This is a genomic window from Nocardiopsis sp. NPDC049922, assembly GCF_040660275.1.
In the GTDB taxonomy this organism is placed as follows: Bacteria; Actinomycetota; Actinomycetes; order Streptosporangiales; family Streptosporangiaceae; genus Nocardiopsis.
Window position 1 is genome coordinate 41,766 of record NZ_JBFAME010000003.1, and the last position, 24,378, is coordinate 66,143.

23 protein-coding genes are annotated in these 24,378 nt (G+C 74.1%); 11 read left to right on the top strand and 12 right to left on the bottom strand.

Annotated elements, in window-relative coordinates; genetic code table 11:
* Nucleotides 1-22: 22 nt before the first annotated feature.
* The 8 genes from AB0I72_RS06840 to AB0I72_RS06875 all read right to left on the bottom strand — a co-directional run bounded on the left by AB0I72_RS06840 (nt 23) and on the right by AB0I72_RS06875 (nt 7,888).
* Nucleotides 23-1,210, bottom strand: a complete 1,188-nt coding sequence (locus tag AB0I72_RS06840; protein WP_358563848.1) for a 4-hydroxybenzoate 3-monooxygenase — start codon at nt 1,208-1,210, stop codon at nt 23-25.
* A gap of 2 nt (nt 1,211-1,212) precedes the next feature.
* Entirely contained in the window at nt 1,213-2,364 is a 1,152-nt protein-coding gene (pcaC, locus tag AB0I72_RS06845; RefSeq protein WP_358563850.1) for a 4-carboxymuconolactone decarboxylase, read from the bottom strand.
* Nucleotides 2,365-2,455: 91 nt separating this feature from the next.
* Complete coding sequence (gene pcaB / locus AB0I72_RS06850) at nt 2,456-3,862, bottom strand: 3-carboxy-cis,cis-muconate cycloisomerase (RefSeq protein WP_358563852.1); 1,407 nt, start codon at nt 3,860-3,862, stop codon at nt 2,456-2,458.
* On the bottom strand, nt 3,859-4,419 hold the full coding sequence (pcaG, locus tag AB0I72_RS06855; RefSeq protein WP_358563854.1) for a protocatechuate 3,4-dioxygenase subunit alpha: 561 nt from the start codon (nt 4,417-4,419) through the stop codon (nt 3,859-3,861). The genes pcaB and pcaG overlap by 4 nt, the downstream gene beginning before the upstream one ends.
* Nucleotides 4,416-5,180: a protocatechuate 3,4-dioxygenase subunit beta gene (pcaH, locus tag AB0I72_RS06860; RefSeq protein WP_358563856.1), complete on the bottom strand. Its 765-nt coding sequence runs from the start codon at nt 5,178-5,180 to the stop codon at nt 4,416-4,418. The genes pcaG and pcaH overlap by 4 nt, the downstream gene beginning before the upstream one ends.
* Before the next feature lie 91 nt (nt 5,181-5,271).
* A complete protein-coding gene (locus AB0I72_RS06865; protein ID WP_358563858.1) occupies nt 5,272-6,480 on the bottom strand; it encodes a thiolase family protein in 1,209 nt (402 codons plus the stop codon).
* Nucleotides 6,477-7,124, bottom strand: a complete 648-nt coding sequence (locus AB0I72_RS06870; protein WP_358563860.1) for a CoA transferase subunit B — start codon at nt 7,122-7,124, stop codon at nt 6,477-6,479. The genes AB0I72_RS06865 and AB0I72_RS06870 overlap by 4 nt, the downstream gene beginning before the upstream one ends.
* Complete coding sequence (locus tag AB0I72_RS06875; protein WP_358563862.1) at nt 7,124-7,888, bottom strand: CoA transferase subunit A; 765 nt, start codon at nt 7,886-7,888, stop codon at nt 7,124-7,126. The genes AB0I72_RS06870 and AB0I72_RS06875 overlap by 1 nt, the downstream gene beginning before the upstream one ends.
* Nucleotides 7,889-8,021: 133 nt before the next feature.
* On the opposite strand from AB0I72_RS06875, the gene AB0I72_RS06880 reads away from it, so the two are divergent.
* Nucleotides 8,022-9,716: an IclR family transcriptional regulator C-terminal domain-containing protein gene (locus AB0I72_RS06880; protein WP_358563864.1), complete on the top strand. Its 1,695-nt coding sequence runs from the start codon at nt 8,022-8,024 to the stop codon at nt 9,714-9,716.
* 37 nt (nt 9,717-9,753) lie between these two features.
* On the opposite strand, the gene AB0I72_RS06885 is transcribed toward AB0I72_RS06880, so the two are convergent.
* Nucleotides 9,754-11,034 carry a cytochrome P450 gene (locus AB0I72_RS06885; protein ID WP_358563866.1) on the bottom strand — a complete coding sequence of 427 codons (1,281 nt, stop codon included), beginning with the start codon at nt 11,032-11,034 and terminating at the stop codon, nt 9,754-9,756.
* A gap of 17 nt (nt 11,035-11,051) precedes the next feature.
* The gene (locus AB0I72_RS06890) at nt 11,052-12,401 is read right to left on the bottom strand and encodes a glutamine synthetase family protein (protein WP_358563868.1); all 1,350 of its coding nucleotides are present in this window, start codon (nt 12,399-12,401) and stop codon (nt 11,052-11,054) included.
* A 321-nt stretch (nt 12,402-12,722) separates the two neighbouring features.
* On the opposite strand from AB0I72_RS06890, the gene AB0I72_RS06895 reads away from it, so the two are divergent.
* The 8 genes from AB0I72_RS06895 to AB0I72_RS06930 all read left to right on the top strand — a co-directional run bounded on the left by AB0I72_RS06895 (nt 12,723) and on the right by AB0I72_RS06930 (nt 20,540).
* A complete protein-coding gene (locus AB0I72_RS06895; RefSeq protein WP_358563870.1) occupies nt 12,723-12,911 on the top strand; it encodes a ferredoxin in 189 nt (62 codons plus the stop codon).
* A 4-nt stretch (nt 12,912-12,915) separates the two neighbouring features.
* Nucleotides 12,916-14,133, top strand: coding sequence for an FAD-dependent oxidoreductase (locus tag AB0I72_RS06900; RefSeq protein ID WP_358563872.1), 1,218 nt, complete (start codon nt 12,916-12,918; stop codon nt 14,131-14,133).
* An 18-nt stretch (nt 14,134-14,151) separates the two neighbouring features.
* Nucleotides 14,152-14,955, top strand: coding sequence for an acetoacetate decarboxylase family protein (locus AB0I72_RS06905; RefSeq protein WP_358563874.1), 804 nt, complete (start codon nt 14,152-14,154; stop codon nt 14,953-14,955).
* A 29-nt stretch (nt 14,956-14,984) separates the two neighbouring features.
* Nucleotides 14,985-16,457: an aldehyde dehydrogenase gene (locus AB0I72_RS06910; protein ID WP_358563876.1), complete on the top strand. Its 1,473-nt coding sequence runs from the start codon at nt 14,985-14,987 to the stop codon at nt 16,455-16,457.
* A complete protein-coding gene (locus tag AB0I72_RS06915; protein WP_358563878.1) occupies nt 16,450-17,367 on the top strand; it encodes a 3,4-dihydroxyphenylacetate 2,3-dioxygenase in 918 nt (305 codons plus the stop codon). The genes AB0I72_RS06910 and AB0I72_RS06915 overlap by 8 nt, the downstream gene beginning before the upstream one ends.
* A complete protein-coding gene (locus AB0I72_RS06920) occupies nt 17,360-18,205 on the top strand; it encodes a fumarylacetoacetate hydrolase family protein (protein ID WP_358563880.1) in 846 nt (281 codons plus the stop codon). The genes AB0I72_RS06915 and AB0I72_RS06920 overlap by 8 nt, the downstream gene beginning before the upstream one ends.
* A gap of 54 nt (nt 18,206-18,259) precedes the next feature.
* Nucleotides 18,260-18,895 (top strand): TetR family transcriptional regulator, encoded by a 636-nt coding sequence (locus AB0I72_RS06925; protein WP_358563882.1) that lies wholly within the window; start codon nt 18,260-18,262, stop codon nt 18,893-18,895.
* 181 nt (nt 18,896-19,076) lie between these two features.
* Nucleotides 19,077-20,540 carry an APC family permease gene (locus AB0I72_RS06930; protein ID WP_358563884.1) on the top strand — a complete coding sequence of 488 codons (1,464 nt, stop codon included), beginning with the start codon at nt 19,077-19,079 and terminating at the stop codon, nt 20,538-20,540.
* Nucleotides 20,541-20,557: 17 nt separating this feature from the next.
* On the opposite strand, the gene AB0I72_RS06935 is transcribed toward AB0I72_RS06930, so the two are convergent.
* Nucleotides 20,558-21,262 carry a type 1 glutamine amidotransferase gene (locus tag AB0I72_RS06935; RefSeq protein WP_358563886.1) on the bottom strand — a complete coding sequence of 235 codons (705 nt, stop codon included), beginning with the start codon at nt 21,260-21,262 and terminating at the stop codon, nt 20,558-20,560.
* A gap of 123 nt (nt 21,263-21,385) precedes the next feature.
* Here AB0I72_RS06935 and AB0I72_RS06940 point away from each other — a divergent pair, with 123 nt between their 5' ends.
* Nucleotides 21,386-22,876 carry an aldehyde dehydrogenase gene (locus AB0I72_RS06940; RefSeq protein WP_358563888.1) on the top strand — a complete coding sequence of 497 codons (1,491 nt, stop codon included), beginning with the start codon at nt 21,386-21,388 and terminating at the stop codon, nt 22,874-22,876.
* Nucleotides 22,873-23,574, top strand: coding sequence for a gamma-glutamyl-gamma-aminobutyrate hydrolase family protein (locus tag AB0I72_RS06945; protein WP_358563890.1), 702 nt, complete (start codon nt 22,873-22,875; stop codon nt 23,572-23,574). Before AB0I72_RS06940 ends, AB0I72_RS06945 begins: the two co-directional genes overlap by 4 nt.
* On the opposite strand, the gene AB0I72_RS06950 is transcribed toward AB0I72_RS06945, so the two are convergent.
* The gene (locus tag AB0I72_RS06950; protein WP_358563892.1) at nt 23,571-24,143 is read right to left on the bottom strand and encodes a MarR family transcriptional regulator; all 573 of its coding nucleotides are present in this window, start codon (nt 24,141-24,143) and stop codon (nt 23,571-23,573) included. The two genes, AB0I72_RS06945 and AB0I72_RS06950, sit on opposite strands and share 4 nt — an antisense overlap.
* Nucleotides 24,144-24,378: the final 235 nt, after the last annotated feature.

Below are 24,378 nucleotides of genomic sequence, written 5' to 3' on the forward strand. Positions count from 1 at the left end.
TCGCCGCGGTCCGCGGCCCCCGTCAGCCGATGGGGAGACCGGTGTAGTTCTCCGCGAGGTCGGCCGCCGCGAACGGCGAGCTGGCGATCCGGTCGAGCTGCGACAGCTGGAGGCGGCCGTCGAACCCCGACTGCCCCGGATCCGTGTGCAGGGTGGTGGTCATGAGATACGAGAAGTGCTCCGCGCGCCACACCCGGCGCAGACACGTGTCGGAATAGGCGTCCAGCAGCTCCGTGGACCCGGTGGTCTCCAGGTGCGCGAACGCGCGCGCCAGGACGGTCACGTCCGAGGCGGCGAGGTTGAGCCCCTTGGCCCCCGTGGGCGGCACGATGTGGGCGGCGTCCCCGGCCAGGAACAGACGGCCGTGCCGCATCGGCTCGGTCACCGAACTGCGCATCGGCAGGACCGCCTTGGCGGTGATCGGCCCCCGGTGCAGCCGCCACGATCCGTCGGCGCCGAGGCGTGTGTCCAACTCGTCCCAGATCCGTTGGTCCGACCAGTCCGCCGGGTCCTCCCCGTCGGGCACCTGGAGGTAGAGGCGGCTCACCGACGGGGAGCGCATGCTCGCCAGCGCGAAGCCGCGATCGGAGTGCGCGTAGACGAGTTCGTCGTAGGCGGGCGGGGCGTCGGCCGTCACGCCCAGCCACGAGTAGGGGTAGGCGCGCTCGAAGGTGCGGCTGGCCCCCTCCGGGACCGCCCGGCGGGCCACCCCGTGGTGGCCGTCGCAGCCCACCACGTAGTCGCAGGTGAGCACCGTCTCCTGGCCCCCGTGGGTGTACCGGACGACGCAGGTGTCGGTGTCGGCGCCCTCGACCGCGTGGACGGGCGCCTCGAACAGCAGCGGCTCGCCGTCCGCCATCCGCAGCGCGATGAGGTCCTTGACCATCTCCGTCTGGGCGTACACCCACACCCGGCGCCCGCCCGTCAGGGACGGGAAGTCGACGCGGTGGCGGCGCCCGTCGAAGCGCAGTTCGATCCCGTCGTGCGGGATCCCCTCGCGGTCCAGCCGATCGGCGGCGCCCGCCGCGCGCAGCGCCTCGACCGTGCCCTGCTCCAGGATCCCGGCGCGCTGGCGCTGTTCGACGTACGCGCGGTCGCGGCTCTCCAGCACGACGCACCCGATGCCGGCGCCCTGGAGCAGCCGTGCCAGGAGGAGCCCGGCGGGTCCCGCCCCGATGACGGCGACGCGGGTGTGGTGGGGGTGGGACATGGTCACTCCTCGGTGAGGTCGGCCAGCACGCGTTGGGCGGTGGCGAAGGCGGAGTTGGCGGCGGGCACACCGCAGTAGATCGCCGACTGGAGGATGACCTCGCCGATCTCGGCGGGGGACAGCCCGTTGGTGAGCGCGGCCCGCACGTGCATGGCCAGTTCGTCGAGGTGCCCGCGCGCGACGAGGGCGGTCAGCGTCACGCAGCTGCGCGTGCGCCGGTCCAGGCCCGGGCGGGTCCAGATCTCGCCCCACGCGTAGCGCGTGATGAGGTCCTGGAAGTCGGCGGTGAACGGGGTGGTGCGGGCCGCCGCGCGGTCGACGTGCGCGTCGCCGAGGACGGCGCGGCGCACGGCCGTCCCGGCCGCGTACCGCTCGGCGTCCGTGCCGGGGGACAGGTGGCCGACCAGGGCGGCGGTGACGGCCTCGGGCCGCTCGATGCCCGGGAGGTGTCCGGCGCAGCCGATCTCGGTGAGGCCCGCGCCGGGGATGCCGTCGGCGAGCGCGCGCCCGTGCTCGGGCGGGGTGGCGCGGTCCTCGCGGCCGGAGACGACGAGGGTGCGCGCGCGGATGTCGCCCAGGCGTCCACGCAGGTCGTAGGAGGCCAGGGCGGTGCAGCACGCGGCGTACCCCCCGGGGTCCGTGCCGGCCAGGTCGGCGAGCAGTGCCTTGCCCGCGAGGGTGGCGGCGGTGTCGGGGTCGGCGAACCACCGCTCCGGGGCCGTGCCGGTCAGGGGGGCGGTCCCCTCACGCCGTACGAGGTCGGCGCGCTCGTGCCACGCGGAGGGGGCGCCGAAGCGCGCGGAGGAGCACACCAGGGCCAGGGACGCCACCCGTTCGGGGTGGTGCGCGGCCAGGTGGGCGCCCACGGCTCCGCCGAGGGAGATCCCCGCGTAGTGGAAGGCCGTCCACCCCCGGGCGTCCGCGAGGTCGAGGACGAGGCGGGCCAGGTCGGCGACGGTCGCCCCGGATCCCGGCGGGAGCGAGGCGGGCGAGGGCCCGTGGCCGGGCAGGTCGTAGCGGAGCACCCGGTGGTCGCGGGCCAGGGCGGGGAGCTGCGGCTCCCACACGGACAGGGAGGTGCCCAGGGCGGGCCCGAGGATCAGCGGGGGCGCGTCCTCGGGTCCGTCGAATCGGTGGTGGAGCGGTTCGGTCACGGGTTCTCCGTCGGGTGTTCGGGGACGTTCGCCGTGCGCGTCGGGCCGGGCTCGGGTCCGCACGGGCGGCGGGCGGGTGGACTCGGTGGCCTCACCCGGACCTCCGGGGGTCGGCCAGGGCGCGGTCCACCAGGAGGGGCGCGGCGCCCAGGTAGGCGGCGGGATCGGTGAGATCCGCCAACCACCCCTCCTCCAGATCCGCGAGCTCGGGCAGCTCCCGCAGGGCCTCGGCCAGGGGCAGACCCTCCTGGGCCGCCCGGCGCGAGGCGCGGGTGAGCAGCTCCTTGGCGCGGGCGCGCCCGACACGGGCGGACAGGGCCGCGGCGATCCGCTCGGAGGTGATCCGCCCGCCGGTCAGGGCGAGGTTGGCCGCCATCCGGTCGGCGTCGACGCGCAGCCCGCCGACCATGACGGCGGCGTCGCGGGCGGCGCCGCCGGCCAGGCGCAGGGCCTCGCGCAACGTCTGCCACTCGGCGTGCCAGACGCCCGCGTGGCGTTCGTCCTCGCACACCATCCCGGCCAGCAGCACCGAGGCCAGCGCGGGCAGCTGGCGGGCGGCGGCGGCGACGAGCGCCGCCCGCACCGGGTTGGCCTTGTGCGGCATCGCCGAGGAGCCGCCTCCGGTGGCCTCGGCGACCTCGCCGATCTCGGTGCGCGACAGCACCAGCACGTCGGCGGCGATCTTGCCGAGCGCGCCGCCGGTGAAGGCGAGCGCGGAGCCCAGGTCGGCGATCGGCGTGCGCAGGACGTGCCAGGGCAGTCGCGGTTCGGCCAGACCGGTCCGGCGCGCGTACGCGGCCAGGAGTCGCGGGCCGGTGTCCGGCGCCCGGTCCGGCGCGTACTCCGCGAACGCCGCCAGGGTCCCGGCCGCCCCGCCGAGCTGCACCGGCAGCGCGGCGCGCACCCCGGTCAGCCGGTCGACGGCCGCGACCACCAGCTCCCGCCAGCCCGCCGCCTTCAGACCGAAGGCGGTCGGGACGGCGTGCTGGGTGAGCGTGCGCCCCGCCATGGGGGTGGCGCGGTGCCGGGCGGCGAGGTCGGCCAGGGCGCGCTCGGTGCGGGCCAGGTCGTCCAGCGTCAGATCGACCGCGCGCGCCGCGACCAGCATGGCCGCGGTGTCCATGACGTCCTGGCTGGTGGCGCCCCGGTGGACGTAGGGCGCGGACTCCTGGCCCACCGCCGCCGTCAGGTCGGCGACCAGGGCGATCACCGGGTGGCCGTCGGCGCGGGCGCGCAGTGCCAGGTCCCGGGGGTCGAAGCGGGTGGCCTCGGCGGCCTCGGCGACCGCCCGCGCGGCGGCGGGCGGGACCAGGCCCAGGTCGGCCTGGGCCGCGGTCAGGGCGGCCTCCGCCGCCACCATCGCCGCGAGGAAGGCGGCGTCCCCGGTGGCGGCCTCGACCGCCGCCCCGGCGCGTCCGGGGGCGAGCAGTCCGGTGTCGAGCGGGTCCGGCCCGATCGGCTCGCGGTCCGCGGGAGCGGTGTCGTTCGGCTCGCTCACGGGAACTCCAGGAACACGGTCTCGCCCTCACCCTGGAGGCGGATGTCGAAGCGGTGGGCGCGGTACGCGCCCGGTTCGGGCGCCGCCAGCAGCGTCTCGCGCCGCTCCCGGGGCAGCGCGGCCAGCAGCGCGTCGTCGGGGTCGTCCACGAGGTAGGCGCGGGTGTACAGGTGGTGCAGCAGGCCCCGCGCGAAGACCGCCACGCACACGTACGGGACCCCGCCGGGCGGCAGCGTCCGCACCGCCCAGTGCCCGTCCGGGTCCGTCGCGACCCGCCCGAACCCGGTGAAGCCCACCCCGTCGCGGCCCAGGTCGCGGCCGGTCGCCGGGTCGCGGCGCATCGACCCGGGCGCGCCCGTGCGCGTGCCGTCCGGTGCGGGCTGCCAGGTCTCGACGAGCGCGTCCGGCACGGGCTCTCCGGCGCCGTCCAGGACCCTCCCGCGCAGGGTGATCGTGTCGGGATGACCCGTGGGAGCCACCCGGCCGCCGTCCGCGAAGGGCAGGGCGTTGCCGTAGAACGGGCCGACGGTGTGCGAAGGCGTGGGCGCGAGCCTCATCGGTCGTCCTCCTCGGGCTCGGTCCAGGTGGCGGCCGGGCCGTCCAGGACGATGTCCCAGCGGTAGCCCAGCGACCACTCGGGCACGGACAGGTCGTGGTCGTAGGTGGCCAGGAGGCGGTCGCGGGCGGCCTGTTCCGTCACCGACTGCAGGATCGGGTCGAACGGGAGCAGCGGGTCTCCCGGAAAGTACATCTGCGTCACCAGCCGCTGCGTGAACGCCTCGCCGAACAGGGAGAAGTGGATGTGCGCGGGACGCCAGGCGTTGGTGTGGTTGCGCCAGGGGTAGGCGCCCGGCCGGATGGTGGTGAAGGAGTACCGCCCCGCCGCGTCGGTCAGGCAGCGCCCGAACCCGGTGAAGTGGGGGTCCAGCGGCGCCGGGTGCTGGTCGAGCTGGTGGGCGTAGCGGCCCGAGGCGTTGGCCTGCCAGACCTCCACCAGCTGGCCCCGCACCGGTCGGCCCCGGCGGTCCAGCACGCGACCGGTCACGGTGATGCGCTCGCCGAGCGGTTCACCCGCGTGGTGGCGGGTCAGGTCCGCGTCGAGGGCGGTGACGTCGGTGACGCCGAAGGCCGGTCCGGTCAGCTCGACCGCCTCGGGGTCGCGCACCGGGAACAGCGGCCGGGTCGGGTGGCGCAGCGCGCTGCTGCGGTACGGCGGGAAGTCGCGCGAGGGCTGGTCGCTCGCGGGGGCGGCGGCCTGGGCACGGGCGATCGCGACGTCGATGTCGGCCTGGGTGGGGTTCGGCGGCAGTGCGGTCATGGCGCTCCCTGGAGAGGAGGGGCTGGTGTTTCGTGGAACGGGTGACGTCAGGGGCGACGTGTGGCGGGGCAGGTGTCCGCCCTATCACGCCCTAGCGTTCGAGGACGAGGGCCAGGCCCTGTCCGACGCCGACGCACAGGGCGGCGACCCCGGTTCCGCTTCCGGCCGAGGCCAGTTGGTGGGCGACGGTTCCGGCCAGGCGGGCGCCGGAGGCGCCCAGCGGGTGGCCGAGGGCGATGGCGCCGCCGCGCGGATTGAGGACCGCCCGGTCGAACTCGGGCCACTCGGCCAGGCAGCCGAGGACCTGGGCGGCGAACGCCTCGTTGAGTTCGAGCACGTCCACGTCGGTGAGGGAGCGCCCCGCCCGGGTCAGGGCGCGGCTGACCGCCTCGACGGGGCCGAGCCCGAACCACTGCGGTTCGACGGCGCTGACCGCGCTGGCCGAGATCCGCGCCAGCGGTTCGCGCCCGGTCGCGCGCACCCCCTCCTCGTCGGCGAGCAGCAGGGCGGCGGCGCCGTCGTTGAGCGGGGAGGAGTTGCCCGCCGTCACCGTGCCGCCCTCGGGGCGGAACGACGGCGCCAGCCTCGCCAGGGCCTCCGGGGAGGTGTCGGGCCGCACGCTCTCGTCGCGGTCGACCGTGACCGCCCCGCCCCGGCGCCGGGGCACCCGGACGGGGACGATCTCGGCGTCGAACAGTCCACGCTCCCGGGCGGCGGCCGCCTTGCGGTGGCTGTCCAGGGCGAACGCGTCCTGCTCCGCGCGGCCGATCCCGTGCTTGTCCGCGATCAGCTCGGCGGACTCGCCCAGCGGCACCGTCCACCGCGGTTCCATCGCCGGGTTGACCATCCGCCAGCCCAGGGTGGTGGAGTACAGATCGGCGTGGCCCGGGGGGAAGGCCCGGTCGCTCTTGGGCAGCACGTACGGGGCGCGGGTCATCGACTCCACCCCGCCGGCGACCAGGACGGACGCGTCGCCCAGCGCGATGGCGCGGGCCGCCTGGACGACGGCCTCCAGCCCGGAGGCGCACAGCCGGTTGACGGTCACCCCCGGCACCGACGTCGGCAGCCCCGCCAGCAGGGCGGCCATCCGTCCCACGTTCCGGTTCTCCTCGCCCGCGCCGTTGGCGTTGCCGAGGTACACGTCGCCGATCAGGGCCGGGTCCAGGGCGGGGGAGCGGTCCAGCAGGGCGCGGAGGGTGTGCGCGGCCAGGTCGTCGGGGCGCACGGCGGCCAGCGCGCCGTCGTACCGGCCGACCGGGGTGCGCACGGCGTCGACGACGTAGACGTCCCGGGTCCTCACGCCCCCACCTCCTCGGCGACGCGCACCTTCGCCTCGGTCCGGGAGAGGACGTCGTCCGGGGTGACCCCGTCGGCGAGTTCCACGAGCGCGAGCCCGTCGCCGGTGACGTCCAGGACGCCCAGGTCAGTGATGATCCGGTCGACGCAGGCGCGGCCGGTGAGGGGAAGGACGCACTCCTCGACGATCTTGGGGCTCCCGTCCCTGGCCGTGTGCGCCATGGTGACGATGACGCGGCGGGCGCCGTGCACCAGGTCCATGGCCCCGCCGATCCCGGTGACCAGCTTTCCGGGGACCGCCCAGTTGGCGAGGTCGCCGCGGGCGGAGACCTGCATCGCCCCCAACACGGCGGTGTGGACGTGGCCGCCGCGGATCATCGCGAACGAGAGCGCGGAGTCGAAGAAGGAGGCGCCCGGCAGGACGGTGACGGTCTCCTTGCCCGCGTTGATCAGGTCGGGGTCGACCTCGTCCGCCCGGGGGAAGGGGCCGGTGCCGAGGATGCCGTTCTCCGACTCCAGGACCACCTCCACGCCCGGGGGCAGGTGGTTCGGGATCAGGGTGGGCAGCCCGATGCCGAGGTTGACGTACTCGCCGTCGCGCAGTTCACGCGCGGCGCGGGCGGCGATCTGCTCGCGTGTCCAGGACATCAGGCGTCCACCTCCGTGACTGTGCGCTTCTCGATCCGCTTGTCGGCGGCCTGCTCGGGGGTGAGCGGCACGACCCGCTGGACGAACACGCCGGGCAGGTGCACGTGGTCGGGGTCGATCTCGCCCGGTTCGACCAGCTCCTCCACCTCGGCGACGGCGGTGCGCCCGGCCATGGCGGCCAGCGGGTTGAAGTTGCGGGCCGCCCGGCGGAAGACGAGGTTGCCGTGCCGGTCGCCCCTGGCGGCCCGCACCAGCGCGAAGTCGGTGGTGATGGCGTGCTCCAGCACGTGGGGGACGCCGTCGAACCCGCGGACCTCCTTGGGCGGCGAGGCGACGGCCACCCCGCCGCGGCCGTCGTAGCGCCAGGGCAGCCCGCCCTCGGCGACCTGCGTGCCGACCCCGGCGGGGGTGTAGAAGGCGGGGATGCCGCTGCCGCCCGCGCGCAGGCGCTCGGCGAGCGAGCCCTGCGGGATGAGTTCGAGCTCCAGCTCACCCGCCAGGTACTGCCGTGCGAACTCCTCGTTGGAGCCGATGTAGCTGCCGGTGACCCGGCTGATCCGGCCCGCCGAGAGCAGGACGGACAGGCCGGTGTCCATGGCGCCGCAGTTGTTGGAGACGACCGAGAGGTCGGTGGCGCCGCGGTTGAGCAGGGCCTGGATGAGGACCGTCGGGACGCCGCTGAGTCCGAAGCCGCCGACCGCGATCGAGGCTCCGTCGTGGACGTCCGCCACGGCCTCCGCGGCCGTGGGTGCCACTTTGTCCATCCGCTTCCGCCCCATCATGTTCGCTAGGTGAACTAAAGTTCATTAATGAACCGATGTAAGTGTCGCGTGGCGGCCTCGCGCCTGTCAAGCCCCGGTAGCGTTCGATCCGAACGAGGAACTGTGGAGGTCCCCCATGCCGGTCACCGCGACCACGCCCGCCAAGCCCGGGGAGTCCGTGGCCACGCTCGAACGGGGACTGGCCGTCGTGCGCGCCCTCGCGGCGGCCCCCGCGACGCGCATGCGCCGGAGCGACCTCGCCCGCGCCACCGGTCTGGCCCGCGCCACCGTCGACCGGGTCGCCCGCACCCTCACCCACCTCGGCTACCTGCGGGCCGAGGAGCACGACGCCGTGCTCACCCCGCTCCTGATGGAACTCGGCAACGCCTACCTCGCGGCCGACCCGTTGGCCGACGCGGCGGACGTCCCCGCCCGGAGCCTGGCCGACGAGCTCGACGAGTCGGTGTCGGTGTGCGTCCCCGACGGCGACGGGGCGCGCTTCGTGATCCAGTGCCCCCGGCGGCGCGCCATGGCGGTCACCTTCCACGTCGGCGACCTGCTGCCCGCCGAACGCTGCGCGCCCGGGGCGCTCTTCGCCGCCGACTGGGACGAGGACACCTGGCGGCACTGGCGCGAGCGCGTCGCCCCGGCGCCGCCCTCAGCGCCGGCCGGCGACGCGCGCGGGGACTCCTCCGGAGCGGCGGGACGTCAGGGCCCCGGCTCCGACGCGGCCGCCGTCCCCGACCTGGCGGCCCGCACGGAACGGGCGGAGCGGTCGGGCTCGGCCGTGGACGACCAGCTCGTCGAACCGGGGCTGGTAGCCGTCGCCGTCCCGGTGCGCGGCGACGACGGCCGGGTCCGGTGCGCGGTGAGCGTCGTCAGCCACACCAGCCGCCACACCGCCGACAGCCTCGCCGACCTCGCGCTGCCCCGGTTGCGCGCGTGCGCCGACACGGTCGCCGAGGCGTTGGCGGAGCACGTCCCCGCGGAGCCGCCGTCCCCCTCGGGGCGCGCCGACGCCCTGCGCACGGCCAAGGAGGAGCTGGGCGCGGACTTCCTCCAGTCGCTGGCCCGGGGGCTGGAGGTGCTGACCTGCCTGCGCGTCACCGGAGGGCGCACCCTGACCGAGGTCGCCCAGGCCACCGGTCTGGCCCGCGCCACCGCCCGCCGCTCGCTGTCCGCGCTGACCCAGCTGGGCTACGTCACCACCGTCGACGACCGCCGGTTCACCCTCCTGCCCCGGGTCCTGGAACTGGGCTACGCCCCCCTGTCCCGGCTCACCTTCGAACGGATCGCCACCCCCCACCTGGCCGACCTGGTGCGCCGGGTGCACGACTCCGCGTCCGTGTCCGTGCTCGACGGCGACGACATCCGCTACGTGGCGCGCGTGGCCACCACCCGCGTCATGGGCGTGGACCTGGGGGTGGGCACGCGACTGCCCGCCCACCCCACCTCGATGGGCCGGGTCCTGCTGGCCGGGCGCCCGCCCGAGGAGCTCGCCGCGCGGCTCACCCGTGCCGTCCCGGAACGGCTCACGGAGCACACCCGCACCTCGCCCGAGGAGCTGGCCGCCGTGGTCGACGAGGCCCGCCGCTCGGGGTACGCCCTCGTCGACCAGGAGCTGGAGGAGGGGCTGTGCTCGATCGCCGTCCCCGTCCGGGACCGGGACGGGCGGGTCGTGGCCGCCGTGAACGTGGCCGCGCACGCCGCCCAGCGGGGCTCGGACTCCCTGCGCGAGGAGGTCCTGCCCGAGCTCCGCGAGGCGGCGCGTCGGATCGAGGCCGACCTGGCCGCCGCCAGCGAGCGCAACCCCGGCGCCCTGCCGTCCTGACGGCGGGGCCCGGGTGCGCTCCGTCCCGTGGGGGAGGTCAGGCGAGGGTGGCCTCCACGGGAAGCCTCTTGACGCCGTTGACGAAGTTGGAGCGGACCCGCGGGACGTCGCCGGTCAGCCGCATGTCGCTGATGCGCGGGATGAGCTCCTCGAACATGATGCGGATCTCGGTGCGGGCGAGCAGGTTGCCCAGGCACAGGTGCGGGCCGCCCTTGCCGAAGGTGACGTGGTCGTTGTCCTGGCGGGTGACGTCGAAGTCGTACGGGTTGCCGAACGCCTCCTCGTCGCGGTTGCCGGAGGCGAACCACATGACCACCTTGTCCCCCTCGCGGATGCGCTTCCCGCCGAGCTCGGTGTCGCGGGTGGCGGTTCGGCGGAAGTGGTAGACGGGCGAGGCCCAGCGCAGGAACTCCTCCACCGCGTTCGGGATCAGGGACGGGTCGCGGCGCAGCAGGTCGAGCTGGTCGGGGTGCTGGATCAGTGCGTGCATGGCGTGGGAGATGGTGTGCCGGGTGGTCTCGTTCCCGGCCACCACCAGCAGCAGGAAGTAGTTGTCGAAGTCCTGCCGTGACAGTGGCACGCCGTCCCGCGGGGTCACGTTGACCAGCCTGGAGACCAGGTCGGTGCCCTCGCCTCCGCGTCGCTGGCGGGCCAGCTCGCGCCCGTACTCGAACACCTCCAGCGAGGCGGGGGAGCGGAAGGGGAGATCGCGGTACCTCTCGCTCTCCTCGCTGCCGAGCAGGACGTCGGCGTAGTCGGGGTCGGTGTTGCCGATGATGCGGTTGCCCCACTCGATGAGCTGGAGGTTGTCCTCCTCGGGCACGTCCAACAGGCGGGCGAGCACGTTGATGGGGAAGTCCGCGGAGACCTCCTCGACGAAGTCGAAGCGGCCCTTGGCCAGGGCGGCGTCGAGCGTGTGGGCGGTCAGGCCGCGCAGGAAGTCGGTGTAGCTGTTGATGACGCTCGCGCCGAACTGCCGCTGGATGACGCTGCGCAGGGCGCGGTGGCGCACCCCGTCCAGCTCCAGGATGGAGGCGCGCTTCCTGATCTGGTCGTCGTCGACCTCCTCCAGGTTGACGAACCTCGTCGAGGTGAAGGTCTCGGGGTCGCGGTCCACGCGCGCGATGTCGGCGTGGCGGGTGACCGCCCAGAAGCCCGCGTTGGGTTCGGGCTCGGGCTGCCAGTGGACGGGGTCCTCGTGGCGCAGGGTGTGGAACATGCGCCAGGGGGTGACCCCGTCGGCGAACTTCCCGGGGTCGGCCAGGTCGACCTCGTCGAGCGGCAGCGGGTCGGGGGGAGCGGTGGTGCGGGTGGTCAAGGCCGTCTCCTTGGTCGTCACAGGTGGTGGGCGTACTCGGTGAACTCCCAGTCGGTCACGTGCCGGTGGAAGCGATCGACCTCGTCGCGCTTGTAGGAGAGGAAGGACGCGGTGAACTCCTTGCCGAGGACCTCGGTGAGGTCGGTGTCCGCCTCCAGCGCGTCGAGCGCGGCGGACAGGTCGGTGGGCAGGAGCGGGGCACGGGCGGTGTCGTAGCCGTAGCCCTCCAACGGGGCGGGCGGTTCCTCCCCGGCGACCACGCCGAGGAGCGCGGCGGCCGCGGTGGCGGCGACCAGCAGGTACGGGTTGGCGCTGGCGTCGCCGAGGCGCAGCTCGAACCGGGCGGCCGCGCCGCGTTCGGGCGGGACGCGCACCATGGCGCTGCGGTTGTCCAGACCCCAGTCGATCAACCACGGCGCGAGGGTGCCGGGGCCGAAGCGCTTGTAGGAGTTGACCGTGGGGTTGGCCAGGGCGGCGAGCGCCGGGGCGTGGACCAGGACGCCCGCGATGGCGTGTCGGGCCGTGGAGGACAGCCCGAAGGCGCCCTCGGGGTCGTCGAAGGCGTTGCGTCCCCCGGCGTCGTCACAGGACACGTGCAGGTGGAAGCCGGACCCGCCGGCGTCGTTGAACGGCTTGGCCATGAAGGTGGCGAGCCGGTTCTCGGCGCGGGCGAGCTCCTTGACGGCCGCCTTGAACCGGAACGCCCGGTCGGCGGAGTCGAGGGCCGCGGAGTGGTCGAGGTTGATCTCGAACTGGGCGCCGTCGAACTCGTGGTTGCCGTTGGTGACGCCGATGCCCAGGCCGTGCAGCACGCGCAGGGTGCGGAGCAGGTGGTTGTCGGGGTCGGCGCGCCGTCCGGCGGTGTAGATGTGGCCGGTCTGTTCGGTGTAGCGGCGCCAGGCGCCGTCGGCGCCGGGGGAACACAGGAAGTACTCCAGCTCCGGACCGACGATCGGATGCAGTCCGTGCTCGGCGCACCGCTCCAGGACCGAGCGCAGGAGGTCGCGGGGCGATTCCGGGGCGGGCCTGCCGGTGGCGGGGTCGGTGACCTCGCCCAGGCACCAGGCGACGCCGGGCTCCCAGGGCAGGGGGTGCAGCGTGTCCAGGTCGGGGCGGACGGTGATGTCGGGCAGGCCCGCGTCCAGACCGCCCGGGACCGGGACGACGTCCCCCTGGGGGCTGGTGTGGTACACGGCGCGGCAGAAGGCGAGTCCGTGCTCGACGGCGGCGGGCAGCCGTTCGACGAGGACGTCGCGGGCCCGGTCGGTGCCGTTGAGATCGGGGTAGGCCACGCGGACGACGTCGATGCCGGACGCGGTGAGGCGGTCGATGTGCTGGCCGAGGGTCGCGGGGTCGTGAGCGCTCACCGGAGTCTCCTCGTGGTGGATGGGGTGAGACGGGGCCGGATGCGCGTCGATGCGGGTCGCCGCGACACCCAGCATTCGTTTGGTGCCAAACGTTAAGTGGCGGGAGGGTGCTGTGCAAGAGGTCACACGAAAAAAATTATCCAGATGGATAGCCATTGACCAGGCCCTCGGGGCGCGCGTATGTTGTTTGGAGCCAAACGAGTCGCGGAGGCGTGCATCACCACGCTCCCGCGGGCCGGGGGCCGTCCCGAGCGGCGGCCCCCGGCCGACCCGTCATCGGGCATTCCGCACCGACGCCCTCACGCTCCAGGAGGACCGGCCATGAAGGTCGTCGTCGACATGAACAAGTGCAAGGACCACGGCCAGTGCGTCTTCGCCGCCCCCGACATCTTCCAGCTCGACGCCCAGGCGCACCTGACCTACGTCAGCGATCCCGACGAGTCGCTGCGCGCCGACGCCGAGGACGCCGCCGACGTCTGCCCTCTGCAGGCCATCCGGATCGAGGGCTGACGCCGTGACCAGACCCCACACCGGCCGCGTCGTCGTGGCCGGGGCGTCCATGGGCGGTCTGCGCGCCGCCGAACACCTGCGCGCCGCCGGGTGGACCGGGCCGATCACGGTGGTCGGCGCCGAGCCCCACATGCCCTACAACCGTCCTCCGCTGTCCAAGGAGGTCCTGGCCGGGACAGACTCGTTCGACTCCCTGGCCCTCACTCCCAAGGCGAGCACCGCCGACGTCGAGTGGCGGCTGGGCGCCGCCGTGGTCTCCGCCGACCTGGACCGGCGCCGCCTGGGCCTGGAAGGCGGAGACGTGCTCGCCTTCGACGGCCTGGTCGCCGCCACCGGGGTGCGCGCCCGGCGGCTGAACCACCCCGGCCCCACGGCCGGGCGTCACACCGTCCGCACCATCGACGACGCCCGCGCGCTCGCCGGCGCACTCGTCCCGGGCGCGCGCGTCGTGGTGGTCGGCGCGGGCTTCATCGGCTGTGAGGTGGCCGCCACCGCGCTCGGCCTGGGCGTCCGCGACGTGACGGTCGTCGACCCCGAGCCCCTTCCGATGCTGCGCGCGCTCGGCGATCCGCTCGCCCGCGAACTCCTGCGGCGGCACACCGAGCGCGGTGTCCGCTTCGCGCTCGGCGACGGCGTCGCGGGGTTCTCGGGCGCCGACCGCGTCACCGGCGTCGTCCTCGGCGACGGCACGACCCTTTCCGCCGACGTGGTCGTGGAAGCCGTGGGCTCGGTCCCCAACACCGAGTGGCTCCAGGGCAACGGACTGGACCTGTCCGACGGCGTGCGGACCGACCGGCACCTGCGCGTCGGCGGGCTGCCGCACGTCGTCGCCGTCGGGGACGTCGCCCGCTTTCCCAACGCCCGCTACGACGGCGTGCCCCGCAGGGTCGAGCACTGGTCGATCCCCACCGACACCGCCCGGCACGCCGCCCGGGTCCTGGCCGCCCACCTGGCGGGCGGTGAACCGGACCCGGCCCCCTTCGCGCCGCTGCCCACCTTCTGGAGCGACCAGCACGACCTCCGGCTCCAGTCCTTCGGCTCACCCGCTCTGGGCATGGCCGACGTCCGCGTCCTGGAGGGGGACCTCACCGGCGACGCCGTGGTCGGCTACCACGACGACGGGACGCTCGTCGGCGTCGTCGCGCTCGGCGGTCCGGCCGCGGTCGGCGCGGCCGCCCGCCACCGCGCCCAGCTCGTCCGACAGCCCGTGCCCACCGCCTGACGACCTACGGAGACCGACATGACCCTCCGCGGATTCTTCCCGCCCAAGACGGCGACCGGGAAGTCCTCTCTCGTTCCGCCGCCGCCCTGGCGGTACTCCGGCGACCTGCTCACCGTCGAGTACCGCACCGACCCCGACCGCGTCCGCGAGCTGCTGCCCGAGCCGCTGGAACTCGTCGAGGAGGACCCGGGCGCGGTCGCCCTCGTCTGGGCCGACTGGCAGTCCTGCTCCACCGGCGGCGACGAACTGCTCGACCCGGTGCGCGCCCAGTACAAGGAGGCGTTCGCGGTCGTGCGCTGCTCCTACCGGGGCCGCGTCTACTCGCGCTGCGTCCACATCTGGGTCGACAAGGACTTCGCCGTCGCCCGGGGCCTGCACCAGGGCTATCCGAAGAAGCTCGGCTCCATCCACCAGACCCGCCCCCATCCCTTCGGTCCCGCGCCCCGCATCGAGGCGGGCGCCCGCTTCGGCGCCACCCTGGCCGCCGCCGACCGCCGACTCGCCCAGGCCGTGGTGACCCTGCGCGAGCCCTCCGAGACCAACGGGTTCGTCAACGGCCACCCCATGGCCCACCACCGCTGGCTGCCCTCCGTCGAGAAGGGCAAGGGGCTCGCCGTCGACGAGCTGATCGAGTCCGGCGCCGCCTCCTTCGAGGCCGGGCAGGCGTGGAAGGGGGAGGCCGAACTGGACCTGTTCGACTCACCCACCGAGGAGCTGGCCCGTCTGGAGGTCCGCGAACCCATCGCCGCCTACCACCGGCGGGTGGGGGTCGTCTGGGACGGCGGACGCCTGCTGGAGTCGGGCACCTCCGGCGCCGAGTGACCACCCTCCCACCACCAGGAGATCCTGACATGTCCGCACACACCACCACCGTCGCCGGAGTGGACGTCGACACCCGGCACTGGATCGGCGGCCGACGCGTGGCCTCCGCCGAGACGTTCACCGACATCTCCCCGATCGACCAGGGCGTCCTCGGGGAGATCGCCCGCGGCGGCGCGACCGAGGCCGAGGCGGCCGTGGCCGCCGCCACCGAGGCCTTCCCCGCCTGGGCGGCCACCTCCCGCGCCGAGCGCGCCCGCTTCCTCCACGCCATCGCCGACGGCGTCGACAGGCGCCGGGAGGAACTGGCGATCGTCGAGACCAACGACAACGGCGCGCTGCTGCGGTCCCACCGCCGAGGCGTCATGCCTCGCGTGGCGCACAACCTCCGCTTCTTCGCCGACTGGCTCCTGGAGTTGGAGCACGCCCCCTTCGACACACGGGGCCACACCAACCACGTCTCCTGGGACCCGGCGGGTCCGTGCGTGCTCATCACCCCGTGGAACGCCCCGTTGATGCTGGCCACCTGGAAAGTCGCTCCGGCGCTCGCGGCGGGGAACACGGTGGTGCTCAAGCCCGCCGAATGGTCCCCGCTCACCGCGTCCCTGCTGGCCGACATCGCCGCCGAGGCCGGGCTCCCGCCGGGCGTCCTCAACGTCGTCCAGGGTTACGGAGCCGAGGTCGGCGCCCCGCTCGTCGCCCACCCCGACGTGCGCCGCGTCAGCTTCACCGGATCGGTTCCCACCGCCAGGACCATCGCGGCGGCGGCCTCGGCCAACCTCACCCCGCACAGCCTGGAGCTGGGCGGAAAGTCGCCGCTGCTGGTCTTCGCCGACGCCGACCTGGACCTGGCCGCCGACCTGGCGGTCGAGCAGTACGACAACGCCGGGCAGGTGTGCCTGGCCGCCACCCGCCTGCTCGTCGAGGAGTCCGTCGCCGAGGAGTTCACCCGACGCTTCGTCGAGAAGGCGTCGAGCCTGACCCAGGGCGACCCGCGCGACGAGGCGACCTCCGTCGGCCCCAACGTCCACCCCCGCCAGGTGGAGCGGATCGACGGGTTCGTCAAGCGCGCCCTGGCCGCCGGAGCCCGCGCGGTGGTCGGCGGCGGACCCAACACTGACCTGGGCGGCCTCCACTACCGTCCCACCCTGCTCACCGACGTCGCCCAGGACTCCGAGATCGTCCAGGAGGAGGTCTTCGGCCCGGTCCTGACCTTGCAGACCTTCGCCACCGAGGACGAGGCCGTGGCGCTGGCCAACGACACGCGCTTCGGGCTGGCCGCCACCCTGGCCACCGGTGACGCCGCGCGCGCCGACCGCGTCGCCGCCCGGCTGGTCGCGGGCACCGTGTGGGTCAACTGCTTCTTCGTCAGGGACCTGCGCGCGCCCTTCGGCGGCTCCCGGCAGTCGGGGCTGGGCCGTGAGGGCGGCACCTGGAGCTTCGACTTCTACTGCGACCTGAAGAACACCGTCACCGCACCGAAGGGATGGAACGACCATGGGTGAGATCGTCGGGGCGGGGCTGCTCGCCCACGTCCCCACCATCGTCCTGCCCCGCCAGGACCGTCTGGAGCTCAACCAGGGCAGGGAGATCACGCTCGTCACCGGCTTGGAGGAGCTGCGCCGGGACGTCTTCGAGGCCCTCGACTACGACACGGTCGTCGTCCTGGACTCGCACTGGGCCACCACCGTCGAGTTCGTGGCCACCGCCCAGCGGCGCCGGGCCGGGCTGTTCACCTCCGAGGAACTGCCGCGCGGCATGTGCCGGATGCCCTACGACTTCCCCGGCGACCCCGAGCTGGCCCACAACGTCGCCCGCCGCGCCGACGAGCACGGAACCTGGATCACCGCGATCGACGACGACTGCCTGCCGATCTACTACGCCACCGTCAACCTGTGGAAGTTCCTCGGCGAGGGACTTCCCGACAAGCGGTGGGTGAGCATCGGCGTCTGCCAGACCGGCGACATGGAGGACCACCTGCGGCTGGGGCGCGCGCTGGCCGACGGCATCGCCGCCACCGGGGGCCGCAGAGTCGTGCTCATCGCCTCCGGTGCGCTCTCGCACACCTTCTGGCCGCTGCGTGAACTGCGCGACCACGAGGCCAGCGACCCCGCACACGTGTTCAGCCCGCAGGCCCGCGCCGCCGACGAGGAGCGCATCGCCTGGTTCAAGGAGGGCCGCCACGACAGGGTCCTCCAGACCATGGGGGAGTTCTGGAGGTACAAGCCCGAGGCGAAGTTCTTCCATTACCTGATGATGGCCGGAGCCCTGGGCGAGGAGGCGTGCACCGCGCCCGCCCGCCAGTACGGCGAGTACGAGAACTCCATCGGCACCGGCCAGGTCCACCTGTGGTTCGACCGCCCCGAGGGCGGCTGGACCGCGCCCCACACCGACAAGGAGCCCGCCCGTGCCTGAGTACCGCCGTATCCTCCTCGACGGAGCCGCCGTCGAGTCCGTCCGGGACGGTGCCGAGCTGGTGGTCGGGGACGGCCGCCGCGTCAGGGTCGAGGACGCGCTCCACCTGCCGCCGGTGGCGCCCTCCAAGGTCGTCGCCGTGCACCTCAACCACCGCAGTCGGGTCGAGGAGTTCCAGATCCGGCTGCCCGCCGCACCCACCTACTTCCACAAGCCGGTCTCGGCGCTGAACTCCCACGAGGGCGCCGTCGTGCGCCCCGAAGGGTGCGGGTGGCTCAACTACGAGGGCGAGATCGCCATCGTCATCGGCCGCACCTGCCGCAACATCGCCCCGGAGGAGGCCGGGGAGTACATCGCCGGGTACACGGTCGCCAACGACTTCGGTCTGCACGACTTCCGCGACACCGACGCCGGGTCGATGCTGCGGGTCAAGGGCTCCGACACCCTGTGCCCGCTCGGGCCGGGCCTGGTCACCGGCTGGGACTTCCGGGGCAAGTACCTGCGCACCTACGTGAACGGGGAGCTGGTCCAGGACGGGTCCACCGACGAGATGCGGTGGGACATGCACTACCTCGTCGCCGACATCGCCCGCACGATCACCCTCGTGCCCGGGGACGTGCTGCTGTCGGGGACCCCGGCGGGCTCCCGGCCGGTCCGGCCCGGCGACGTGGTCGAGGTGGAGGCCGAGGGGCTCGGGCGGCTGCGCAACCGCGTCGTCAGCGGACCGACCCCGATCCGCGCGGACGTGGGCGCCCAGCCCACGGAGTCGGAGGAGGTCGTCTCCACGGCTCTGGGCGGTGACTGGGAGTTCCGTGGCGTGCGGCCGCCGCGGCGTTGACCGGAGCGGGGCCGGTCCCGCTCCGTGACGGCGGGGACGGGTAGGGTCACGCCCATGACCGACACATCGGACACCGCGCGGCCGACCACGTCCCGTTCACGCGAACGCGCTGGGCGGCGGGTCGGATACGGGGAGGGGCGCGCGGCCCTGCTCCGAGCCGCCGTCCGCGTCGTCGCCCGGCGCGGCCTGCGGCATCTGACCTACCGGGCCGTCGCGGAGGAGGCCGGGGTGACGCACGGCCTGGTCGTGCACCACTTCGGCTCACGCGATGCGCTCATCGAGGAGGCGCTGGCCTACGCGGTGCGCACCAGCGTGAGCACCAGTCTGCTGGAGTCGGGCAGCGGCCGGGTCGAGGACTTCGCGGCGGGGCTGTCGGAGCTGGTCGAGGCCGACCCCGACCTACAGGCGTTCCAGTACGAGTTGCTCTTGGAGGCGCGCCGCCGGCCCGAGCTCCGGGAGCAGGTGCGGGCCCTGTACGACGACTACCGGGCGGCGACCGAGCGGGAGCTGTCCCGGATCCTGCCCGCCGACGCCGGGCCCGGCCTGACCCGCTTGGTCTTCTCCGCGCTGGACGGCCTCGTGCTCTACCAGCTCACCCTGGGCGAGCGCGGGGACACCGACGCGGCCGTCGGCGAACTGCGCGAGCTGCTGCGCGGGCTGGCGGGGGAGCGGGGCGCACGGCAGGAGTAGCCGCGGAGCCGTTCGGGCGCCCCCGCCGTCCTCGGCGGGGGCGCCGTCGTGTCGCGGCCGTGTCGCGGAATCGCGAAGACACCCGCGCACCCCTTGCCATCTGGATAGTTCGCCGCCACCATGGGGTAACTCGTTTGGGTCAAAACGATATTTCCCCCACTCTTCCAAGCAGGTGATCCGCGTGGAACGCCAGAGCGTCGAGCCCCAGCGGCCGGCACCGACCTCTCCCGCACCCGCTCCGGGCAGGCTCAAGTCCGGAGCCGTCGGGGCGGCCGGGATCGTCTTCTTCGTCCTGTCCGCACAGGCCCCGCTGACCGGTGTCGCCGGGGCCGTCCCCATCGCCGTCGGCATCGGCAACGGGCCCGGCGTCCCCGCCGCCTACACCCTGGCGGGTCTGCTGATCCTGCTCTTCGCGGTCGGCTTCACCGCCATGGGTCGTCACGTCGTCAACGCGGGGGCCTTCTCCGCCTACATCGGCACCGGGCTGGGCCGAACCACGGGGTTGGGCAGCGCCGGGGTGGCGCTGTTCGCCTACTGTGCCATCCAGGCCGCCATGTACGGGCTCTACGGAGCCACGATGAGCGGGCTGGTCGCGTCCTTCACGGGCGCCGACACGCCCTGGTGGATGTGGTCCCTGCTGACCATGGCCGTGGTCCAGGCGCTGGGCGCGTCGGGTGTGGAGATCGGTGCCCGTGTCCTCATGGTCCTGGTGGTGGCCGAGTTCAGCATCCTGCTGGTGTTCGCGCTGGTCACCCTGGTCACCGGTGGCGGCCCCGAAGGCCTGAACCCCGCCGGCAGCTTCTCCGCCGACGCGCTGCTGCGGGGGGCGCCGGGGGTGGCCGTGATGTTCGCGGTCGCGTCCATGTTCGGCTTCGAGGCGGGCGCGATCTACGGTGAGGAGGCCAGGGACCCCGAGCGGACCGTTCCCCGGGCCACCTACACCGCCGTCATCCTCGTCACCGGGTTCTTCGCCCTCGCCTCGTGGATGCTGATCTCCTCCCACGGCGCGTCCGCCGCCACCGGGGCGGCACGGGCGAGCCTGGAGAGCGATCCGGCCGAGTTCGTCCTCACCCCGGTGGCGGCCCTCCTGGGCGGCTGGGTCCACGACGTGCTGCCCGTGCTCCTGGCGACGTCGCTCTTCGCCGGCATCCTCGCCTTCCACAACTCCGCCAGCCGCTACATCTTCGCCCTGGGGCGGGAGCGGGTGTTCAGCCCCCTGCTGCTGGTGGTCAACCGCCGCCAGGCGCCGTGGCTCGCGGGGGCGGTGCAGACCGCGCTCGCCCTGCTGCTGGTGACGCCGTTCGCCGTGCTGGGGCTGGACCCGGTCCTGACGCTCTTCTCCTGGTTCAGCGGCACGGCCGTTCTGGCGATGATGGCGATGTACCTGCTGACCTCGGTCTCGGTGATCGTGTTCTTCCGCCGCGAACGGGCGGACGAGCGGCGCTGGAGCACCCTGGTCGCCCCAGCGCTCGCGGCGGTCGGCCTGGCCGGCGCGGTCCTGCTGATCCTGATCAACTTCACGACCCTGGTCGGCGGCTCACCGGGCACCGCGGCGCTGCTGGCGCTGACCGTCCCGGCCGTCATGGCCGCCACTCTCGGGCTGGTCAGGGCCACGAGGCACAGGAGGCCCGCCCCGGTCGGGTGAGGGCGGCGGGCCCGGGCTCACACGGACGCGATCCGATCGAGGAAGGCGTCCACGAGAGCCCGGGCCCGCTCGCCGGCCTCGGCCTCCAGGGCGACGGTCCGGTCCACGAGCGCCGCGGGGTCGACCCCGCGGCGCTCGCACTGGGCCGCCCCGCCCGCCTCCAGCCAGCCGCGGATCATCCGCGCCGTGGCCTCTGGGTGGAACTGCACGCCCAGGGACCGTCCGACGCGGAACGCCTGGGGGCCGACGGCGGTGCGTGCCAGCTCCACCGCTCCGGGCGGCGGGACACAGCGGTCGTCGTGCCATTCGAGCCAGGGACCGGGGCCGACGAGGTCCGGGTCGTCGGTGTCGATCTCCGTCCAGCCGATCTCGGGGCGGGGCGCGGGCTCGACGGAGCCGCCCGTCGCCGCGGCCAGCACCTGGGCGCCGAAGCAGATGCCCAGGACGGGGACGCCCAGCCCGTGGGCCTCGCGCACGAGCGCGATCTCGCCGCCGATCCAGCGTCCGATGGTCTGCTCGTCGTAGACCGACCAGGGGGAGCCCATCGGCACGACCACGTCCCACCCGTGCGGGTCGGGGAAGTCGAACGCCACGTCGGGGGAGTCGAAGCGGTCCTCGGGGACGACCCTCAGGACCGTGGGGTCGTAGCCGCGCTCAGCGAGGCGTTCGCCCACCTGCCCGGGCTCGGTGATGTGCTCGTGGACGATGATGAGCGCGCGCACGCGGCTCCCTTCTCCCGTGTTGTTCGTACGGGCCCAAATGATACGCCCGGACGTCTTGTGCGGGAACAGTCGGGCTCATATCGTTTGGAATCAAACATATTTTCCGTCCCGCGGAGGCCACGAGTGCTGGAGATCACCCACGACGAGCTGACGCACCGCGCCGCGGCGCTCGCCCCGCCCACGCACCACCACATCCACGGCGCCGACGAACCCGGCGGCGGCCGGACCTACCCGGTGGTCTCACCCCGCGACGGCCGCGTGCTGACCGAGGTCGCCGACGGGGGTCCCGCCGAGGTCGACGCCGCCGTGGCGGCGGCCCGCCGCGCCTTCGACACCGGCCCCTGGCCGCGCCTGTCGCCCGCCGACCGGGGCCGCGCCCTGGTGCGCCTGGCCGACCTGCTGGAGGAGCACCGCACCGACCTGGCCCTCACCGTCAGCCTGGAGATGGGCAAGCCCGTCACCGACGCCCACGCCATCGAACTGCGGGCCGCCATCGCCACCTTCCGCTGGTACGGGCAGCTCGCCGACAAGCTCACCGACGAGATCCCGCACACCGATCCCGCCGCGCTCGCCCTCGTCACCCGCGAACCCGCCGGGGTCGTCGGCGCGGTCGTCCCGTGGAACTTCCCCCTCACCCTGGCCTCCTGGAAGATCGCTCCCGCCCTCGCGGCGGGCTGCACCGTGGTGCTCAAGCCGTCGGAGGCCACCCCGCTGTCCGCGCTCACGCTCGGCCGCCTGGCCACCGCGGCGGGGCTGCCGCCCGGGGCCCTCAACGTCGTGACCGGCGACGGCCCCACCGCGGGCCGGGCCCTGGGGCTGCACGCCGACGTCGACGTGCTCGCCTTCACCGGCTCCACCGCCGTGGGCCGCCACTTCCTGCGCTACGCCGCCGACTCCAACCTCAAGCGCGTCTGGCTGGAGCTGGGCGGCAAGTCACCCAACATCATCCTCCCCGACGCCCCCGACCTCGACCTGGCCGCCACCACCGCCGCCTGGGGGATCTTCTTCAACCAGGGGCAGATGTGCACGGCCCCCTCCCGGCTCCTCGTGCACTCCTCGATCGCCGAACGCGTCACCGAGGCCGTCGTCGAACACGCCCGCGCCCTGCGCTTGGGAGACCCCCTCGACCCCGCGACGACCATGGGGCCCCTGGCCGGGGCGGCCCACCTCGAACGGGTCCTGGAGCACGTCGCCGCCGCCCGCGACGGGGGCGCGCGCCTGCGGACCGGCGGCGCGCGCACCCTGACGGAGACCGGCGGCGCCTTCCTGGAACCCGCCGTCCTCGACCGCGTCGACCCCTCCTCCCGCCTGGCCAGGGAAGAGGTGTTCGGCCCCGTCCTGGCCGTGCTCACCTTCGACGACCCCGACGAGGCCGTCGCCCTCGCCAACGACACCGACTACGGCCTGGCCGCGGGCGTGTGGACGGCCGACCTGTCCACCGCGCACCGCATGGCCCGCGCCCTGCGGGCCGGGACGGTGTGGGTCAACTGCTATGAGGAGGGCGACCTGACCGTGCCGTTCGGCGGGATGAAGCGGTCCGGCAACGGCCGCGACAAGTCCGTCCACGCCCTGGAGAAGTACACCGAGCTCAAGACCACCTGGATCCAGCTGTGACCCGCCCGCTCATCGCCGTCCCCGCCCGCTTCTCGGCCTCCGCGTCCGCCCTGCGGTACGCCGCCGAGGTCAACGCCCGCGCCCTCGTCGAGGCCGTCTGGCGGGCCGGGGGCGAGCCCGTCACCCTCCACCCCGCCGACCCCGGCGGAGTGGGCGGGCGGCTCGCGCGCTTCGACGGCCTCCTGCTGCCCGGCGGAGGCGACCTGGCCCCGCACCTGTACGGCGAGTCCGACGCGCACGCCAGCGTGTACGACGTCGACGACGAGCAGGACGCCTTCGACCTGGCCGCCGCCGGGTGGGCCCTGGGGGCGGACGTTCCGCTCCTGGCGGTCTGCCGCGGACTGCAGGTCGTCAACGTCGTGCTGGGCGGAACCCTCGAACAGGACATGGGAGGCGCCGGGCGCGAGCACCGCCACGTCGTCCATCCCGTCGCCCTGGAGCCCGGTTCGCTCGTGGCCGCCGCCACCGGCGAGGGCAAGGTGGAGGCGTCCTGCTACCACCACCAGCGGGTGGCCCGGCCCGGCGAGGGCCTGACCGTCACCGCTCGCGCGGCCGACGGCACCGTGGAGGCGCTCGAACTCCCCGGACGCCGGGGATGGTTCGCCGCCGTGCAGTGGCACCCGGAGGACACCGCGCGCACCGATCCCGCCCAGCGGCGGCTGTTCGACGCGTTCCTGGCCGCCTCGCGGGAGGACTAGGCCCGGGGGCGGCGCCCGCTGCGGCGCCGAGCGGGCTCGGCGCCGTCGAGCAGTTCGAGTCTGCGCTGTTCGCCGTGCTCCTCGACCTGGACCACCACCCGCCGCAGGAGGTCGGCCAGTGTGCCGCACTCCTCGTCGCCGAGGCGGGCGGTGACGAAGGCCTCCTCCTCGTTGAAGGCGGGGAAGACCCGGCCCATCAACTCCTCGCCCCGTTCGGTCAGGGTCAGGAGTACCAGGCGGCCGTCGGTCGGGTGCTTCGAGCGTCGGAGGAGGCCCCGTGCCTCCAGCGTGCGGGCCACTCCCGTGAGCGTCCCCTTGGAGATCCCGGCCTCCTCCGCCACCGTGCGCGTCTCGGACTCGCCCCAGACCCAGACCACCCACAGCACGACGAACGCCGTCCACGTCAGGTCGCTGTCGCGCAGCACGGTGTTCTCCAGGTGCTGGCGCACCGCCGAGGCCGCACGGTAGATGTTGGCGACGGCCGCCATCTGCTCCCGGTGGATCGGGACGCCGCCGAGCTTGGCCCGCGCCAGCTTCTCGGCCTCGGTGATGGATCGCTGGCTGGGCACGCGGGCACGCTCCTTCGACGCGGGGTCGTTCGGTGTCAAAGTGTAGGGCCCGTTCGGGTTCGGCCCCCGAAGAGCGGGCGGGTGCCGAGCGAGGCGGTCCGGGGCGCGGTGACACCGGTCGCGGTCTCACCGCCGGCGGCTCCGGAGACGGGTACACAGGTTGAACGACGAGCCAGTACTGCGACGAGTGGCAGGTGGGGATACTGGCGGTGAGGGACAGACCAGAGAGGCCGAT

Coding starts and splice junctions, on each gene's coding strand:
- AB0I72_RS06870 (WP_358563860.1), bottom strand. CDS start 7,124: ATGTCCTGGACACGCGAGCAGATCGCCGCCCGCGCCGCGCGTGAACTG.
- AB0I72_RS06905 (WP_358563874.1), top strand. CDS start 14,152: ATGACCCTCCGCGGATTCTTCCCGCCCAAGACGGCGACCGGGAAGTCC.
- AB0I72_RS06840 (WP_358563848.1), bottom strand. CDS start 1,210: ATGTCCCACCCCCACCACACCCGCGTCGCCGTCATCGGGGCGGGACCC.
- AB0I72_RS06875 (WP_358563862.1), bottom strand. CDS start 7,888: ATGGACAAAGTGGCACCCACGGCCGCGGAGGCCGTGGCGGACGTCCAC.
- pcaH (WP_358563856.1), bottom strand. CDS start 5,180: ATGACCGCACTGCCGCCGAACCCCACCCAGGCCGACATCGACGTCGCG.
- AB0I72_RS06915 (WP_358563878.1), top strand. CDS start 16,450: ATGGGTGAGATCGTCGGGGCGGGGCTGCTCGCCCACGTCCCCACCATC.
- AB0I72_RS06910 (WP_358563876.1), top strand. CDS start 14,985: ATGTCCGCACACACCACCACCGTCGCCGGAGTGGACGTCGACACCCGG.
- AB0I72_RS06895 (WP_358563870.1), top strand. CDS start 12,723: ATGAAGGTCGTCGTCGACATGAACAAGTGCAAGGACCACGGCCAGTGC.
- AB0I72_RS06880 (WP_358563864.1), top strand. CDS start 8,022: ATGCCGGTCACCGCGACCACGCCCGCCAAGCCCGGGGAGTCCGTGGCC.
- pcaG (WP_358563854.1), bottom strand. CDS start 4,419: ATGAGGCTCGCGCCCACGCCTTCGCACACCGTCGGCCCGTTCTACGGC.
- AB0I72_RS06925 (WP_358563882.1), top strand. CDS start 18,260: ATGACCGACACATCGGACACCGCGCGGCCGACCACGTCCCGTTCACGC.